14 protein-coding genes are annotated in these 17618 nt (G+C 71.9%); 5 read left to right on the forward strand and 9 right to left on the reverse strand.

Features of this window, described 5'->3' with window-relative positions:
- Positions 1-2 precede the first annotated feature (2 nt).
- Genes HJ588_RS02935 through HJ588_RS02945 form a run of 3 tightly spaced genes read right to left on the reverse strand, consistent with a single transcriptional unit; the run spans position 3 to position 2243 of the window.
- Positions 3-944, reverse strand: a complete 942-nt coding sequence (locus HJ588_RS02935) for a P1 family peptidase (protein ID WP_171151779.1) — start codon at positions 942-944, stop codon at positions 3-5.
- A gap of 1 nt (position 945) precedes the next feature.
- Entirely contained in the window at positions 946-1374 is a 429-nt protein-coding gene (locus tag HJ588_RS02940) for an ATP-binding protein (protein ID WP_171151781.1), read from the reverse strand.
- Positions 1375-1421: 47 nt separating this feature from the next.
- Positions 1422-2243 carry a glycerophosphodiester phosphodiesterase family protein gene (locus tag HJ588_RS02945; protein ID WP_171151783.1) on the reverse strand — a complete coding sequence of 274 codons (822 nt, stop codon included), beginning with the start codon at positions 2241-2243 and terminating at the stop codon, positions 1422-1424.
- A gap of 110 nt (positions 2244-2353) precedes the next feature.
- On the opposite strand from HJ588_RS02945, the gene HJ588_RS02950 reads away from it, so the two are divergent.
- Entirely contained in the window at positions 2354-2821 is a 468-nt protein-coding gene (locus tag HJ588_RS02950) for a MerR family transcriptional regulator (protein ID WP_171151785.1), read from the forward strand.
- Positions 2818-3831: an aldo/keto reductase gene (locus HJ588_RS02955; protein WP_171151787.1), complete on the forward strand. Its 1014-nt coding sequence runs from the start codon at positions 2818-2820 to the stop codon at positions 3829-3831. The genes HJ588_RS02950 and HJ588_RS02955 overlap by 4 nt, the downstream gene beginning before the upstream one ends.
- A 184-nt stretch (positions 3832-4015) precedes the next feature.
- Here HJ588_RS02955 and HJ588_RS02960 read toward each other — a convergent pair whose 3' ends face one another.
- Positions 4016-5461: a UDP-N-acetylmuramoyl-L-alanyl-D-glutamate--2,6-diaminopimelate ligase gene (locus tag HJ588_RS02960; protein ID WP_171151789.1), complete on the reverse strand. Its 1446-nt coding sequence runs from the start codon at positions 5459-5461 to the stop codon at positions 4016-4018.
- 148 nt (positions 5462-5609) lie between these two features.
- Here HJ588_RS02960 and HJ588_RS02965 point away from each other — a divergent pair, with 148 nt between their 5' ends.
- Entirely contained in the window at positions 5610-7001 is a 1392-nt protein-coding gene (locus HJ588_RS02965) for an FAD-binding domain-containing protein (protein WP_171151791.1), read from the forward strand.
- Here the strand turns inward: HJ588_RS02965 and HJ588_RS02970 are convergent.
- The gene (locus tag HJ588_RS02970) at positions 6980-7678 is read right to left on the reverse strand and encodes a TetR/AcrR family transcriptional regulator (RefSeq protein WP_171151793.1); all 699 of its coding nucleotides are present in this window, start codon (positions 7676-7678) and stop codon (positions 6980-6982) included. The two genes, HJ588_RS02965 and HJ588_RS02970, sit on opposite strands and share 22 nt — an antisense overlap.
- Before the next feature lie 186 nt (positions 7679-7864).
- Between HJ588_RS02970 and HJ588_RS02975 the strand changes: the two genes are divergently transcribed.
- Together HJ588_RS02975 and HJ588_RS02980 are read left to right on the forward strand one after the other, a co-directional pair.
- Positions 7865-10099 carry a hypothetical protein gene (locus HJ588_RS02975; protein WP_171151795.1) on the forward strand — a complete coding sequence of 745 codons (2235 nt, stop codon included), beginning with the start codon at positions 7865-7867 and terminating at the stop codon, positions 10097-10099.
- 147 nt (positions 10100-10246) lie between these two features.
- Complete coding sequence (locus HJ588_RS02980) at positions 10247-11152, forward strand: M48 family metalloprotease (RefSeq protein WP_171151797.1); 906 nt, start codon at positions 10247-10249, stop codon at positions 11150-11152.
- Positions 11153-11198: 46 nt separating this feature from the next.
- Here HJ588_RS02980 and HJ588_RS02985 read toward each other — a convergent pair whose 3' ends face one another.
- From HJ588_RS02985 to HJ588_RS03000, 4 genes are read right to left on the reverse strand one after another with little or no spacing between them, the layout of a single operon-like run.
- Positions 11199-11591 (reverse strand): BlaI/MecI/CopY family transcriptional regulator, encoded by a 393-nt coding sequence (locus HJ588_RS02985; RefSeq protein WP_343036570.1) that lies wholly within the window; start codon positions 11589-11591, stop codon positions 11199-11201.
- Positions 11588-14941, reverse strand: a complete 3354-nt coding sequence (gene cydC, locus HJ588_RS02990) for a thiol reductant ABC exporter subunit CydC (protein WP_171151799.1) — start codon at positions 14939-14941, stop codon at positions 11588-11590. Before cydC ends, HJ588_RS02985 begins: the two co-directional genes overlap by 4 nt.
- Positions 14938-15993 (reverse strand): cytochrome d ubiquinol oxidase subunit II, encoded by a 1056-nt coding sequence (cydB, locus tag HJ588_RS02995; RefSeq protein ID WP_171151801.1) that lies wholly within the window; start codon positions 15991-15993, stop codon positions 14938-14940. The genes cydC and cydB overlap by 4 nt, the downstream gene beginning before the upstream one ends.
- 18 nt (positions 15994-16011) lie before the next feature.
- Complete coding sequence (locus tag HJ588_RS03000; protein ID WP_171151803.1) at positions 16012-17454, reverse strand: cytochrome ubiquinol oxidase subunit I; 1443 nt, start codon at positions 17452-17454, stop codon at positions 16012-16014.
- Between the last annotated feature and the right edge of the window lie 164 nt (positions 17455-17618).

Below are 17618 nucleotides of genomic sequence, written 5' to 3' on the forward strand. Positions count from 1 at the left end.
CCCTAATCGCCGCCCGTGGCACCCTCGGCGGCCGCACGGATCGCGTCGGTAACCGCCGCGAGCGCGAGCAGCCGCACCACGTCCACATGCGCAGGTATGACGCCGGTCGCGGCGGCGACGAACGCGTCCCCGTCGAAACGGGTGTGCGGCGGCGTCAGCGACCGGGCCAGCCCGTCGTGCGCGCCCTGCGCGACGATGTGACAGCCGACCTTGTCCAGTCGCGCGTTGGTGACGACCACCCCGATGGTCGTGTGCGTGCGATCCCCTGCGGCCACGGCGGCGGCGCCGTCGGTCCCGCCGCCGTCCGTCCCGCCGCCGTCCGCCCCGCCGAACCCGAACGGCTCCTGCAGCCGGGCCACCGCCTCGGTCGAGACCGGTGCGTCGCCGAGGTCGATGTCGCCATAGGCGTTGACGGCGACGAGCGCCCAGACGACGACGTCGCCCATGCGTCGCTCGGCGGCGCTCAGGCCGCCGGGCCGGGCGCCGTCCGGGCCGCGCCAGTGGCTGGTGTAGGCACCGGTGCCGGCGCCGAGCTGTCCGGTCAGCGGGGCGTCCGTCGAGACGGAGGCGGCCGCGGCATACCCCTGCTCGGGACCGGGGCGCACGGTGGCATCGCCGACGGCGAGGTCGAAGAGGCCGAGCGCCGACACGATCGGCACGGGGCCCGCGGGGGTCGGCACCCCGCGGCCGGTCTCCTCCATCCGGCGCATCACGCCGTCGGCGGCCGCCAGCCCGAAGGCCGACCCGCCGGTCAGCAGCAGCGCGTCGATGGTGGTGACCGACTTGTCCGGCTCGAGGAGGGTCAGCTCGCGGGCGGCCGGTGCGCCGCCGCGGCACTCGTAGGACGCAACGGTGCCTTCGGGCAACTCCACGACCGTGCAGCCCGTGCGCGCGTGCTCGTCGGTCCAGTGCCCGACGCGCACCCCGTCGATCGGGATCGGCATCTCAGACCCGTCGCCGCGAGGCGCCGCCGAGCGCGACCCACACCATCGTGTGGCCGTCGTCGTCGCTCACGCCCCACTCGTAGGCGAGCGACCGCACGATGCGCAGCCCGCGGCCGCTCGGCGCCCAGTCGGCCTGGGGTTTGGGGTGCGGGCGTTTGCCGGACCCGCCGTCGGTGACCTCGATCTCGACCCGCGGGGGGCGCGCGCGCCAGCGCACCCGCACGTTGCCGTCGGGCATCGGCCGGCCGTGCAGGATCGCATTGGCGACGAGCTCGGCGACGACGGTCTCGGCCTCTTCGGTCACCTGCTCCGGCATGCCGCCGGCGGCGAGGTCACGAGTGATGTCGGCCCGCACCTGCGGCACGGAGTCGGTGGTCCAGGGCAGCCGCACCGTGCGCACCCAGGGCTCGGTGCCGTGCTTGTCAGTCACGCGTCGGCCTCTCTTGTCGTAGGGCGCCAGGCCTCAACCCTATGCATCTACAGCGCGTATGCCGCATCGACCATCTCGCGCACCAGTCCCGGTTTGTTGCTGATGATCGCGTCGACGCCCAGGCGCAGGCACAGCTCGATGTCGGCCTCTGCGTCGACGGTCCACACGTGCACCTGGTGACCGTAATGGTGTTGTCGCGCAACGAATTCCGGGTTGCGACGCACGATGCCCATCCGTGGTCCGGCGATCGCGACATTGGCGGGGAGCCCGTCGCGGAAGAACGGCGACGTGCCGACCTCGATCAGCTGCACGCGCTGCACGTGGGGCGCGAGCTTCGCCATACGCTGAATTGCCTTGGAGGAGAAGGACATCATCCGCACGGTCGGCTTGTCGGGCGCCGGCCGCAGGAGGTCGAACTCGGCGAGCACGGCGGCCAGCCGCCGCTCGACCTCCCCGGCATAGCGGGTCGGATGCTTGGTCTCGATGACGAGGTCGGGCCGGCGGTCGCTCGCCAGCACAGTGCGGATCAGCTGCCGCAGGGTGAGGATCTGCGCGTGGTGCCGGTCGGGGATCTCGTCCTCGTCCCCGTGCGCCTTCTTCCAGCTGCCCCAGTCGAGGCCCTCGAGCTGGGCGAGTTCGAGCGCCGACACCGCGCCGCGACCGTCCGAGGTGCGGTTGACCCGGCGGTCGTGCACCAGCACCAGGTGGCGGTCGGCGGTGAGTCGCACGTCGCACTCGACACCGTCGGCGCCCTCGTCGATCGCCCGCAGGTAGGCGCCGAGCGTGTGCTCGGGTTCGGAGAAACTGGATCCGCGGTGGGCGATGACCTTCGGTGGGCCGCCCCCGAGCGGTGAGCCGACGTTGCGCACGGTCCCATCGTCGCAAAACTAGCCGGGCGTGCGTCGGCGGCCCGCTGGCGAGAAGGCCTGGCACGAGGACGCTTGCCTTGGAGCGCGCTCAAAGCTCTAGCGTCGTCGGCATGGCCACCGAAGAGCTGTTGCAGAAGGCCCTCGACGCGATCGGCGAACCCGACAGTCCGCTGATCAAGGAGGTCTTCGACCGCCTCGTCACCGCCGACCTGCCGGACCGCCCGATGAGCGTGCAGGAGGTCGCCGACCTGCTCGACGCCTCACCGCACACGTTGCGCTACTACGAGCGGATCGGGCTCGTCGAGGTCGACCGTGACGCGTCCGGCTACCGCACCTACGACGCCGACGCCGTGCGGCGCCTCGTCTTCCTCACCCGAATGCGGTTGTCCGGTATGCCGATTCGCGACCTGCAGCACTACGTGTCACTGGTCGACCAGGGTGACGACACCGTGCCCGAACGGCTGGAGATGCTCCTCGAACACCGCGACACCATCCGCCGGCAGATCCGTCAGCTGACGCTGTCGCTGGCCGCCACCGAATACAAGATCGCCACCTATGGAGGACAGACCGCACCATGAGCACCTCATCGCACTCTGACGCCACCTCGATCCCCCGCCGCCGCATCGCCGATCTCGACGTGTCCGCCGTCGGGCTCGGCTGCATGGGCATGAACTTCGCCTACGGCGCGACCGCCGACGACGAGAGCGAGGCGATCGCCACCCTCCACGAGGCGCTGGACCTCGGCGTGAACTTCCTCGACACCGCCGACATGTATGCCGCGGGCGCCAACGAGCAACTGCTCGCGAAAGTGCTGGCCGACCGGCGCGAGGAGGTGGTGCTGGCGACGAAGTTCGGGATCACCACGGGTCCCGACGGGATGCCGAACGGCACGAACGGCTCTGCGTCATACGTGAAGGAGAGTGCGGAGGGGTCGCTGCGACGCCTGGGCGTCGACACGATCGACCTCTACTACCTGCACCGGGTCGACCCGCAGGTGCCGATCGAGGAGACGGTCGGTGCGATGGCGGAGCTGGTGACCGCCGGAAAGGTGCGCCACCTGGGCCTTTCCGAGGCGTCGGCGGAGTCCTTGCGCCGGGCGAGCGCGGTGCACCCGATCGCGGCGCTCCAGTCGGAGTGGTCGATCTTCAGCCGCGACATCGAGGCCGAGGACGTGCCGGCCGCGCGTGAGCTGGGGGTCGCGATCGTGCCCTACAGCCCGCTCGGCCGCGGCCTGCTGACCGGCTCCGCGGCGGCGGCGACACCGGGCAGTGGCGACTTCCGCAGCACTCTGCCCCGCTGGCAGGGCGACAACCTGACCGCGAATCTCGCTCTGGTGGCACGCATTCGGCAGATCGCGGACGACCTGGACGCCACCCCCGGGCAGGTCGCGCTGGCCTGGCTGCTCGCCCAGGGCGACGACGTCGTGCCGATCCCGGGCACCAAGCGCCGCACCTACCTGCGCGAGAACGCCGCCGCCACCACGCTCGCCCTGCCGGCCGACGTGATCGCCGAGTTGTCGGCGATGCAGGCAACCGGCGACCGCTACCCCGACATGTCCTGGGTCGCCGGCGACTCCGCGCGCGCCTGAGACGCGCCTGAGACTCCGCGCGCCTGAGCGCTGCACTCCCGCGCCTCTCACCGAGAGGCACACTCCCGCATCGAGGGGTACACACATTTCGGCCCAGCGTCTGTACCTCTCGATGCGCGGGTGGGCCTGTCGGCGCATCGCCTTCGCCGGGCAGCGCCGGCAGCCGCGTCGACCCGAGTGATGCTCAGGCCTGCAGCAACTCGGTGACCACGGTGACGTCGTGGAACGGCACGTCCCCGGTCGGCAGGTGCTGCACGCGCTCGTGGCCCTTGCCGGCGACCACGACGACATCACCCGGGCGTGCCTCGGCGAGCGCGGCGGCGATGGCGGCGCGACGGTCGAGCACGACCTGGGTGTTCGCGGGGTCGGCGCCGGCGAAGACCTCGTCGGCGATCTGCTGCGGGTCCTCGTGGTAGGCGTCGTCGGTGGTGACGATCGCGGAGTCGGCGAGTTCCGAGGCGACCGCGCCCATCTTGGGTCGCTTGGCGGCGTCGCGGGCGCCGGCTGCGCCATACACACAGATGAGGCGGCCGCCGGCAGCCACTTCCCGGGCCACCTCGAGCACCAGCCGCAGGCCGACGTCGGTGTGCGCGTAGTCGACGACGACCTCGAAGCCACGGTCGACGGCCGCGGGCACACGCTCGAATCGCCCTGGCACCTGGGCCATTTCGCGCACCGCACTCACAAGAGTCTCGGGCGGCATGCCCATCTCGAGGGCGATGCCTGCCGCACCGGCCACGTTGTGCACGTTGTAGTCACCGAGCAGCGGGATGGTCAGCGTGAGGCGACCGTGGCCGGGAGTGTCCAGCTCGAAGACCGTGCTCGTGCCCTCGGTGCGCTCCCCGCTGATCCGGTATGCCGCGTCGTCCGCGGTCCCGAAGCCGAGGCTGCCCTCGATCTCCCCCACCAGCCGGCGGCCCCAGTCGTCGTCGACGTTGGCGAGCTTGGGCCCGGCGGTCCATTCGAAGAGCCTGCGCTTGGTGAGGTAGTAGTCCTCCATCGTGCCGTGCAGGTCGAGGTGATCGCGCGTTAGGTTGGTGAAAAGCGCTGCGGCATAACGGGTTCCGTCAACACGATGCAGGTGTATGCCGTGGGAGCTCGTCTCGAGCACCACGTGCTGCACCCCCGCGTCCCGCATCCGCGCGAGGTTGGCCTGCACCTGGGTCGCCTCGCCCGTGGTGCGGATCGCCGCCTCATGCTCGGAGCCGACGATGATCTCCGCCGTGGTCATCAGACCCGTGGCCTGTTCGCCATACGCAGCGCTCAGGATCGCGTGCAGCACATAGGAACTCGTGGTCTTGCCGTTGGTGCCGGTGATCCCGTAGACGGTCAGGTCGTGCGACGGATGCCCGGCGAGCTCGGTCGCGAGCGCCGCTAGCGCCACCCGGTCGCTCGGCACGACCGCGGTCGGCGCACCGTCGGCCGGCTCCTCGGCGACGATCAGCGCCGCCCCCTTCTCGAGCGCCTGGGGCACGAAGTCGGCGCCGCGGGAGGTGAAGCCGTTGATCGCCACGAACGCGCCGCCGGGCACGACCGCCCGGGAGTCGTGGGTGACCGCGACGATCGGTGCGGGCAGCGGCGGGACGTCGACGCCGAGCACACGGGCGACGGTTTGCTGGTCCAGGGGCACCGCAGGAGCGTACCCGCGCGCGACGCGATCCACGCGCCGGGGCACGCCGCTCGATGACCCCTACGATGACCCCTTCTATCGATATCTAACACCAACCACATACATCGTTAGAAGCGCCGATCGACGATGAGCGACCAGACTGTCGGGCGTGCCCACTCCCGCCATCCTCTGGCTGCGCCGCGACCTGCGTCGCCACGACCATCCCGCCCTCGGGGCAGCAACCGCCGCCGCGGGCCGCGCCGGCGTGCTGCCCGTCTTCGTGATCGACCCGACCCTGTGGGAGGGCTGCGGCCCGGTGCGCCGGCGCTGGCTCGCCGACACCCTCCGCGTCACCTCCGCCCTGTATGACGACAAGCTCGCGATCCGGGTCGGCGACCCCCGGGACGTGTTGCCCGCGCTCGCGGCCGAGACCGGCGCCGGCAGCGTGCACGTCACCCGGGAGACCACTCCCTTCGGCGCGCGGCGGGACGCCGAGGTGGCCGAGCGGCTGCGCTCGGCGGGCGTCGACTTCACCGCGACCGGCACGCCCTATGCGATCGGCCCGGGCATCGTGCGCACCCAGGGCGGCACCCCCTTCCAGGTCTTCACGCCCTTCAGCCGCGCCTGGCGCGACCACGGCCGGCCGGCACCCGCGCAGGACCCGAAGCCCACCCTGCACGATGCCGGCAGCCACCCCCACGCCGACGAACTCCTCTCTGCCGCAACGGAGTTCGAGCTCGCCGAGCCGCTCCCCGATGCCGGGGAGCCGGGCGCGCTGGCCAGGTGGTCGGACTTCCTCGAACGACTCGACGACTACGACACCGACCGCGACCGGCCGGACCTGGACGGCACGTCGCGACTCTCGCCATACCTCAAACTGGGCGCGATCCACCCGCGCACACTGCTGGCCGACCTCGCCGGGAGGCAGGGGCCCGGCGCGGAGAAGTTCGAGACGGAGCTGGCCTGGCGGGAGTTCTACGCCGACGTGCTGCACCACCACCCGCGGTCGGCCTGGCACGACCTGCGCGACGGCCTCGCCGTGCTCGCCTACGACGATCCGGGCGAGCAGGTCGACGCGTGGCGGGCCGGGCGCACCGGCTTCCCGATCGTCGACGCAGGCATGCGCCAACTGGCCCGCACCGGCTGGATGGCCGGGCGGGTGCGGATGATCACCGCGAGCTTCCTCACCAAGGACCTGCACGTGTGGTGGCCGGTCGGCGCACGGCACTTCCTGGACCACCTGATCGACGGGGACCTCGCCTCCAACAACCACGGCTGGCAATGGGTCGCCGGCACCGGCACGGACGCCGCGCCCTACTTCCGGGTCTTCAACCCGATCACCCAGGGCATCCGCTTCGACCCCGACGGCGCCTACGTGCGGCGCTGGGTGCCCGAGCTCGCGCACCTGCCGGGCCGCGCCGCACACGAGCCGTGGAAGCACGACGACGGCTACGACCACGGCTATCCGGAGCCGATCGTCGACCACGCCGCCGAACGCCGCGAGGCGCTCGCCCGGTATGACGCGGCGAAGCGCTCGCCTCAGCCGCGCAACCCCAGATAGTCCGTCATCAGCAGCAACTGCTGCCGCCACAGGTCGTCCTTGTGCTCGAACGCGCCCTGGAACCGCCCGAACAGGTCGAAACTCAGCGCCCCGAAGAGCTGCTCCCAGGCGATCAGGCCACGCAACAGCAGCGCCTCCGGCACGTCGTCTGAGCCGAGCGCGGCGAGCACCCCCCGCAGCTCGACGGCTACCGGCCCACCGATCTCGACGTCGGGCACGGAGCGCCCGGCGGCCACCGCGTCGCCGAGGATCGTCACCATCGTGACCACCGGCCGGCTCGCCGGCTCGATCGTCGCGGGCGGTGCGGCATACCCGGGGACGGGACTGCCGTAGAGCAGTGCGTACTCGTGCGGGTGCGCCACGGCCCAGCCGCGGATGCCGTCGGCGAGCGCGATCCAGCGCCCGGCGAAGTCGTCCCGCGGGGCGGTCGCCTCGGCAGCGTCCGCGGCGTCGGCGAGCGCCTCGTAGGCGTCCACGATCAGCGCGGTGAGCAGCGCGTCGCGGCTGTCGAAGTAGCGGTAGACCGCGGAGGACACCATGCCCACGTCGCGGGCGACCGCGCGCAGCGACAGGTCGGCACCGTGCTCGGCGAGGTGCCGGCGGGCGACGTCCTTGATGCGCGCCGTCGTCTCGACACGGGCCCGGGCACGGATCCCGGTGGCTCGTGCGTTCGTCATACGCGACACCGTGCCACAGCACTGGCTGAGCACGCCGCCCAGCTGGCGACCGTTTATCTCAAGTCGGTAGCGATGACGGAGATCCGACGAAACGCGCCGTACTCTGGCGGGCGGCAGTTCACCAGTGCTCGGACAGCGCCGTCCGGCCGGTGAGCCCGACCACGCAAGCCCGACCACGGAAGCACGATGACGAACGATGAGATGGCCGCCCGCGGCGTGCCGGCGCAGCCGACCTATGTGCTGAGCGTCCGCAGCGACGCCGACGGCACCGAGTCGGGCTGGCTGGACGGCGAACGCGTCATGGTGCCGCCCGGCGTCGGCCTCCACCGCGCGCTGATCCAGGCCGCACGCCGGCGCGCCGACGTCGACCTGCCCGGACAGACCGTGCGCGTGGTCGGCACCACGCCGGACGGCCGCAGCTTCCACATGGCCATCGACCCGGACGGACGCGCCTTCGAGGTGCCCGCGCCGCAGCAGCCGTATGCCGAGCCGGGTCCCTCCCAACCGGGTCTCTCCCAGCCGAAACCCTCCCGGCCTGTGGCCGCCGAACCCGAGTCCGCACCCGAGCCGGAACCCGACCCCGACGCCCGCCCCGGCCGGCCACCGGCCGCCACACCACGTCCTGGTGCGGTCTCGGCGTTCACGCCGATGCAGCCCGAGGCCGAGCAGCCGGTCCCCGACGATGTGTCCCACGTCGCCGAACTGCGCGAGATCGACGGCAAACTGGTCGGCGTCGTCGACGACGACCGCCTCACGCTGATGCCCGGCGACGACCCCTACGAGCAGTTGCTGCGCGCGGCCCGGCGCAAGGCCGACACCCACGCCGCCGGCGAGACCGTGCGGGTGGTCGGCCGCACCCCCGACGGCCGGGTCTGGCACATCGCGCTCGCGCCGGACGGGACGCCGCGCATCGTGCCGCCGATCGGCGGGCAGCCGGCGCCGACGACATCGGCGCCCGTGACACCAGCGAGCCCGACACCAACGACCCCGACGCCAACGACCCCGACGCCAACGAGCCCGGCAGCACCGACCCCCACAGCAGCAACCCCGGCAGCCGCGACCACGCCACTGCCGGCCACGGCGGCACTGACGCCGGCCGAGCAGGAGCCGCTGACCGACGAGGCCGGCCGCGTCATACCGACCACCACGACGCACGCCTCGACCGCGCACGACTACCGCCCGGACACCACCGAGTCGATCCCCCGCGAGCCGGACGAGAACACCGCGCAACCCGCCTCGGCAGAAGCTGATGCCCGAGTCTCCCGTCGCGGCCTGCTCGTCGGCGGGGCCGGCGCCGGGGTGCTGGTGCTCGGCGGCGTCGCGGCCTTCCTCGCCACCCGCGGCGACGACAAGCCCAAGCCGACGCCGGCCCCGACCGGCACGGCCATGCCCGCGGGGGTCAACGCCCCCGCGGGCCTGCCCAACAGCTATCTCTGGTCGGTCGTCGGCATGTCCGACGTCGCGCCGGAGATCGTGGTCAACGGCAACCAGCTCGTCTGCACCACCAATAACGACGCGACCGGCGGCATACAGCTGGTGTCTCTCGAGGCCGCGACCGGCAAACAGCAGTGGAAGTCGGACCTGCCGGTGGACGCGGTCGTCACCCGCGGCCCGGCGCAGGCCACGATCGACGGGGTGCAGTCGGTCGTCGTCGTCACCCAGTCGCAGATCCTCGCCTGGCCGATGACCGGCGGCAACCCCAAGACCTGGCCGGTCGAACAGAACTGGAGCACGTCGATCCTGCGCAGCGGCGTCATCCTGACCAAGCCGAGCGACAAGGCGAGCGCCTTCGTGCTGCACGGCGGCCAGATCACCCAGCGCGCGCTGCCCGACACCGCCAACCCGGTGGCGCTGCTGCCGGACGGCACGATGGTCGCCACCAACGCCCGGGGCCAGGTATGGCGGGTCACCGACGCCAGGACCGCCCCGAAGCCGACCACCCTGGCCGCTCCCGCGGGCAGCAGCCCCGGCACGTTCGTGGCGGCGACGGCGAGCCAGCTGATCACCGCGTTCGTGCCGACTGACGACCCGCAGGCGTCGATGCTGCGGTCGTTCGCGTTGCCGACCCTGCAGCCGCGGATCACCACCAGGCCGTTCCGGCCGGCGATCTTCCCGACCAACTTCATGCTCGCGCCCGATCAGAGCTGGGCGGTCGCCGGCAACGCCTGGGTGGACATGACCAACGGCCAGTCCCACGTCATCGCCGCGCAGTGGTCGCCGATCGCGGTCTCGCAGTACAACTCCTGGAGCAAATCCGGCGACAACGTGCTGACCGCGGACAGCAAGGGCAAGTCGCTCGGCGCGGCCGTCGAGCGCGGCGGCCAGGTGGCGCTGCCGCACGGCGGCACCGACAAGCTCGCCTACTGCGTCGCGTCGGTCGGCAGTGACACCACGATGTATGCCGTGCCGCTCACCCGCTGACGCAGACGCGCTGACCCGCTGACCCGCTGACCACCGTCCTCCCACCCCCGGCGAGTGACGGCTCCCTCGCCGACTGACCCCGCGATCGGACCGTCACTCGTCGAGGGAGCCGTCAGTCGACGAGAGGGCGCCCGGGACAATGGCCGGGTGCTGACCGTCCTGCTGCTGGTGGTCGCGGTGCTGCTCACCTGGCCGGTGCCGCGGCTGCTGCCTCGGCTGCACGCGCTGGAGCGGGTGCCGGGGCCGGCTCTCGTGCTGTGGCAGGCGGTTTCGCTCTCGGCGGTGTTCGCCGCGATCTGCCTCGCCCCGCTCGCCGTGCTGCAGGTGGTGCGCGACGGGCCGGCGATCCCGCACCCGGCCGCCAACCTGCCGATGCTCGTGCTCGGCCTCGCGATCTCCGGGCTCGTGCTCGGCCGGCTCCTCGTGCAGGGCCACCGCATCGGCCGCAACCTGCGCACCGCACGCCGCGAACACGCCGAGCTCGTCGACGTGCTCGGTGAGCCCGCCCTCCCGGTCGCCGCGGGCGGGCACGGACCGCTCACCGTGCTGGCCCACCCGACGCCGACCGCCTATTGCATCCCGGGCCGCCGCACCCGGGTAGTGCTCACCGACGGCACGATCCGGGCGCTGCCGGACGACGAACTCGCGGCCGTCCTCGCCCACGAACGCGCCCACCTGCGGCACCGGCACGATCTGGTGCTGGAGTTCTTCACCGTCCTGCACACGGCAGTGCCGCGCGCGGTGCGCAGCGACCGCGGGCTCGTCGAGGTCCGGTTGCTGATCGAGCTACTCGCCGACCGTATGGCGGCGCGCGCGGTCGGCCCGGTGCCGGTCGCGCGAGCGCTGGTCGAGCTGGCCGGTGGTGCTCACCCGGACGCGACGCTCGGCGTGGGTGGCGGCGCCGGCGGCGTCAGCACGGCAGGCCGCCGCCTGGAGTTGCTGGCCGATCCCCGCCCGCACCGGTTGCTCGCCGCGGCGACACTCGCGGCCGCGGCGCTCGTCATCGTCATACCCGGTGCGCTGGCGTGGGGCGCGCTGTTGGGTGCCGGCTGACCGACGCCGGCGATCAGGCCCAGATCGAGCACAGATCAGGCACAGCTCAAGCGCGGTTGCGCCGCTCGACCTCGTCGAGCCCCGCGCGCAGCGCGTCACGGTCCTCGGCCGAGGCGTCCTCCAGGAAGTGCAGCAGCACCGCGCGGCGGTCGTCCGGGGTGAGGGAGTCCAGCCCTGCATGCAGGGTGTCGGCGGTCAGCTGTTCGCGGGAGGCCGCCGGCCGGTAGTGCCAGGCGCGGCCCACGCGCTCACGACTCACCAGCTGCTTCTTGGAGAGCCGATCGAGCACGGTCATCACCGTCGTGTAGGCGAGGTCGCGGCCGGCGAGTCGCTCCTGCACCTCGCGCACGGACAGCGAGCCGTCGGTCGGCAGCTGCCACAACTGATCCATCACGGCGCTCTCCAGCTCGCCCAGCGAGGGCATCGGTCGCCGCTTCACGACGTCACCGTAGCCGGTGTCATTGCGGCGCCCGCGGGCTGGATGGCGACGACTCGGTCAGCGCCGAATTCGCCTGTCGCCTGGTGTGTTACGGCGATCACAGTCGCGCCTTCGGTCGCTGCGTGCAGGTCGCGCATGACCGCGCGGGCAGTGGGCGAGTCCAGGTGCGCGACCGGCTCGTCGAGCAACACCACCGGGCGGCCGGAGACGATCGCGCGGGCGATCGCGAACCGGGCACGCTCGCCACCGCTCAGGCTGCGCTCCGGCCCGACCTCGGTGTCGAGGCCCACGGGCAGCCCGGCCAGCCACCGGCCGAGCCCGGCGTCGACCAGAGCGGTGCCGAGCTGCGCGTCCGTCGCGTCCGGCCGCGCGAGCAGCAGGTTGGCGCGGACGGTGCCGGTGAAGACGTGTGGCTCGTCGTCGACGAGCGCGATGGCCGAGCGCACCGGGGTGAGACCGAGCAGGCGCACGTCCTCGGTGCCGAAGCGGTAGCTGCCGCCGGTCGGGTCGAGGTGCCGGGCGAGCACCGCCAACAGGGTCGACTTGCCGGCGCCGTTCGGTCCGGTGACCGCGACTCGCTCCCCCGGGTCGACCCGCAGCTCGTCAACCCGCAGATCCTCGGCATCGCCGTCCCATGACGCCCGAATCCCCTTCAGTGCCAACGCCGGTCGTGCCGGTATGACGTCGGCGTCCGCCGCGGACGGCAGCGGGTGCACCGCCGGCTCCTGGTCCGTCAGCGCCTCCAGCCTGGCCCGCGCGTGCCGGCCGCGAGCCGCCGCACCGACCGCGTCCGGCAGGGTGCCGAGCAGGTCGGCGAGCGCGAGCGGACCGAGCACGAGCAGCGCGGCGACGGGCGCGTTGATACGCCCCGCGTCATACGCGACTGCGGCGACGACGGCCATCACGACCGCGGCGGCGCCGGTCAGCAGGGTGCTCAGCCCGATGCCGACAGCCCGGCCCCGAGCCTGGCGTCCGGCGGCGGAAATTGCCGCGCCTTCGGCGTCGCCGAGCTCTCGCAGGTAGCCACCCTCGGCCGAAATCGCTTGTATGGCAGGCAGGTTCGACACGATCAGCTGCGTCGCGCGGTTGACGTCGCCGCGGGCCCGCAGGGCGCGGCGCTGCCCGTCATACTCCAGGCGGTGATCGAGCAGGGCGATGGCACACCCGGCCGCCACGACCGCGGCGAGCACGAGACCGCCGACCGGCAGCAGCGCGGTGGCGACGCCGACGGCGAGCAGTGAGGTCAGCGCGGCGCCGAGCAGCGGCACGATCGCGCGCACCTGCACGTCGACCTCGTCGTCCAGGTCGCCCACCGCACCGGTCAGCACGTCGGCCCGGCGGCGCCGGCCCAGCCGGGCCGGAGTGAGCGGGATAAGGCGGGCGAAGAGCGCGGCCCGGCGCCGTGTGAGGTCGCCGAGTGCGGCGTCGTGCGACCGGATGCGTTCGTAGTAGCGCAGGACCGGCCGGCCGATGCCGAAGGCCCGCACGCAAACGATCGCGACGAGCAGGCTGAGCACCGGGGGCCGGGTGCTCGCCTGCACGATCAGCCAGCCGGAGGTCGCGGTGAGCGCGACCCCGCAGGTGGAGGCGAGCGCACCAACGACGGCCGCGCGCAGCACGCCCGGCGCGGGGCGCCACAGCGATCCGCGCGCGGTCTGCGGTTGCGCTCCGTCCGGTTGCGTGACGGCGGTGACGGCCGGGGGCGCGGCGGGCGATGTCGGGGCCGGCAGTGCGGCGGTGGCCAGCACGTCGCGCGGCGACAACTCCACGACGTCGGTCGCGAGCGCCTGCAACGACTCGCTGTGCGTCGCGACCACGACGATGCGATCGGCGGCCAGGCGCGTGATCAGCTCGTGCGCCGCGGCCGTGGACGCCGCGTCCAGGTGCGCCGTCGGCTCGTCGAGCAGTATGACGGGGGCCCCGGCCAGCTCGGCCCGCACGAGCGCGAGCAGCGCCCGCTGACCGGCCGACAGCCCGAATCCGTCGTCACCGAGCGGGGTTTCGAGCCCGAGCGGCAACTCCCGCAACGGCGCCGGCAGCCAGCCAGTGCCGGCCGGGACGTCACCCACGCCTTCGGCGGCGGTCAGGTTGTCGCGCAGCGTGCCCGGTGCGACGAAGGGACGCTGGGTGACGTAATGGACTCGCCCGGGACGGGAGACGGTGCCGTCCGTCGGGCGGCGGGTGCCGGCGAGCAGCTCCAGCAGGGTGGTCTTGCCGGCACCGGACGGGCCGCGCAACACCGTGAGCCCGGTGCCGAACCGGTGAGTCAGGTCGTCGATGACCGGCGTCGTGGCGCCCGGGTAGCGGTAACCGGCGGCGGTCAGCTGCAGCGCCCGCCGGCCAGTGTCCGCGGCTGCTGAGTGTGCAGCTGCTGGGTCGGCTGCTGCTGCGTCAGCGGGTGCTGGGTCGGCTGCTGCGCCACCGGATCCGACCAGCAGGTCATCGAGCGCCTGCGCCCCGTCGGCCGCCGAGTGAAACTCCTGACCGACCCGGCGGATCGGCCAATACGCCTCCGGTGCAAGCAAGATCGCGACCAGCCCGACCTGCAGGTCGATGCCGCCGTGTACCAGCCGCAGGCCGACCGCGACCGCGACGATCGCCACCGAGATGGTGGCGAGCAGCTCGAGCGCGGCCGAGCTGAGAAATGCGGTGCGCAGCGTGCGCACGGTCGCCCGCCGGTGCCGCTCCCCCACCGCGCGCACCACGCCGACCTGGTGCTCGGCCCGCTGGTAGCCGACCAGCGTCGGCAGCCCACGCATGACGTCGAGGAAATGCCCTGTCAGCCGGTCGGATTCGTGCTGCTTGCGAGCGGTCTCGTCCTGCGTGTGCTGCCCGATCAGCGCGGCGAAGAGCGGCAGCAACGGCAGGGTGAGCAGCACGATCAGCGCGCTGACCCAGTCGGTCACGGCCAGCGCGATCAGCGCGAGCACTGGCACCACCGACGCCGACACGAGTGTCGGCAGGTAGCGGGACACGTAGGGTTCGACCGCCGCCGCGCCGCCGGTCGCCCGGGCGAGCATCTGCTGCTCGGCGGGCCGGTCGTCCGCCGGAGCGCGCAGCCAGGCGGTCACGGCGCGCCGCCGGAGCAGTGCCGCAACCCGCGAAGCCGCCCAGGCGGCAACGCGTTCCGCCATACCGGCCGCGAGGCCGCGCGCACCGAAGAGCGCGACGACCGCAACCGCGGGCGCGACGAGCGACTCGTGCCGCACCACCGCGACGACCAGGGCGGCCACCGCGAAGGCCTGCGCGACGGCGAGGGCCCCCTGGACGACCCCCAGCGCGCCGAGCACGGCCAGCGGCCGCCGCGCGCCGGGTTCGGCGCGCAGCAGCCGCGGATCGAACGGCCTCATGCGTGCTGCTGTGCCTCGACCGGGCCCAGCGGGTCGCCCTGCGGCTCGATGTTGGCTGGCGACAGGCGCTTCCGGAAAACCCAGTAGTTCCAGGCGCTGTAGAGGAGCGTGATCGGCAGGAACACCACGGCCGCCCCGGTCATGATCTGCAGCGTCAGGTGGGTGCTGGCCGCCTCGTGCACCGACAGGCTGTATGCCGGGTTGGTGGTGCTCGGCATGACATCCGGGTAGACGGCCAGGAAGTAGGTCGCCGCGGTCAGCCCGATGGCGAAGAACGTGCCGAGGAAGGCCCAGCCGTCCCGGCCGGCGCGGTCGGCAATGGCCGACGAGCCGAGCGCGACCAGCGCGACCACCGAGGCCGCCCAGGACCAGGCGGTGCCGGTGTGCACGTTGGTCCAGATGAGCAGCACGGCCAGCAGCACCCACGCGATCGCCCCGAAGCGACCGGCGAATTTCCTTGCCGCTTCCCGGATCTCACCGGTCGTCTTGAGCGCGAGGAAGAACGCGCCGTGGGTGAGCGACATTGCGACGAACGTGATGCCGCCCAGGATGCTCATCGGGTTGAGCAGGCTGAAGAAGTTGCCGGTGAAGTCGCCCTGGGCGTTGATCGGGACGCCGTGCACCAGGTTGGTGAGGGCGATGCCGACCAGCAGCGGCGCGAGCAGCGAGCCGCCGATGATCGCCGCGTCCCACGAGCCGCGCCACCGGGCGCTGTCCCGCTTGTAGCGGTATTCGAGGCCCATGTTGCGCAGGATCAGCACGACCAGCAACACCAGCATCGCCAGGTAGAAGCCGCTGAACATCGTTGCGTACCAAGCCGGGAAGGCCGCGAACATCGCACCGGCAGCGGTGATCAGCCACACCTCGTTGCCGTCCCAGAACGGTCCGATGGTGGTCAGCATGAGCCGGCGCTTGTCATTGGTCTCGGCCTCGGTCTCGCCGCGGCCGATCACCGCGAGCAACATGCCGACACCGAAGTCGAAGCCCTCCAGGATCAGGTACCCCGACCAGAGGAAGGCGATCGCGATGAACCAGAGCGTCTCAAGAGACATGGTGAATCTCCTGGTTTCTCAGTAGGAGAAGGCCAACGGCTCGTCCTCGGCCGTCTGCTTCGTCGGGTGGTAGGAGTCGGCGCCGCGGCGCGTGTAGTCGAGGAAGAGCTTGACCTCGACGACGGCCAGCGCGGCATACAGCACGGTGAAGACGACCATGGAGGTGAGCACCGCGCCGGCGGAGTTGCCGGACACTCCGGTGGCGGTCGTCATGACGCCGTAGACCAGCCACGGCTGCCGTCCCGTCTCGGTGAAGATCCAGCCGAAACTGTTGCCCAGCAACGGAAGGAACGGGGTGGCGATCGCCGCCCAGACCATCCAGCGCGGGATCGTGTCGCGGCCCTTGCGGGTGAACCAGAGGGCGAGGACCGCGACGCCGCAGGCGGCCATGCCGACGCCGATCATCAGCCGGAACGACCAGTAGGCGAGCGGGATGTTCGGGGTGAACACCGCGTCCGGCGGCTGCACGTAGCGCAGCGGCTCCTGCCTGGCCTGCGCCTCCTGGGTGATCTGCGCGGGCAACTCACGTTTGAGGTCGTTGATGCCCTCGACCTTGCCCTGGAACGAGCCGGTGCCGAGGAAGCTCAGCAGACACGGGACGGTGATCGCGTAGCGCTCCTGCTCACCGTTGAGCGACCCGATGGTGAAGATCGAGAACTCCGCGCAGCTGTCGCGGGTGGTGTAAAGCGCTTCTGCCGCAGCCATTTTCATCGGCTGCACCTCGGTCATCACCTTGCCCTGCGCGTCGCCGGTGATCGCGACGCCGGCACCGGCGATCAGGGTGACGACCGCACCGACCCGCGCGGCCTTGCGATACATCCCGCGGTCATGCGGGTGCTTGCGCATCAGCCACAGGCCGATGCCGAGCACCACCGCGCCGCCGACCAGGTAGGCCGAGGTCAGCACGTGCGGGAAGGCGACCATCTGCACCTTGTTGGTCAGCACCGCCATGAAGTCGGTGAGCTCCGCGCGGCCGGACTGCGGGTTGTAGCGCCAGCCGACCGGGTGCTGCATGAAGGAGTTGGCCGCGAGGATGAAGTATGCCGAGAGCACCGTGCCGATGTGCACGATCCAGATGCAGGCGACGTGGATCTTCTCGGGCAGCCGGCCCCAGCCGAAGAGCCAGAGGCCGAGGAAGGTCGACTCCAGGAAGAAGGCGAGCAGCGCCTCGAAGGCCAGCGGCGCGCCGAAGATGTCTCCGACGAACTTGCTGTATGCCGACCAGTTCATCCCGAACTGGAACTCCTGCACGATGCCGGTGACCAGGCCGAGCGCGAAGTTGATCGTGAACAACTTGCCGAAAAACTTTGCCAGCCGGAGTAATTCGGGCGTGCGCTTGACGAGGTACCACGTGTGCAGTCCGGCGACGATCGCCGACAGCCCGATGGTGATCGGCACGAACAGGAAGTGGTACACGGTCGTGATGGCGAACTGCCATCGCGCCAGATCCAAGGCGTCCACGCTGGCTCCTTTCATCTACTACTGGTCGTCGTAGTAGATGCTACTACCCGCAGTAGTAGTGCGGGTGCGCACGGGCCTGAAATGGTTCGCGAACGCGCGGCGCGCCCGGGCCGGCGGGCGGCCCGGGCACGCTGCGAAGGTGAGCCGGGGCGCGGCTCCCGTCA

This window comes from Flexivirga aerilata (assembly GCF_013002715.1).
Classification (GTDB): Bacteria; Actinomycetota; Actinomycetes; order Actinomycetales; family Dermatophilaceae; genus Flexivirga; species Flexivirga aerilata.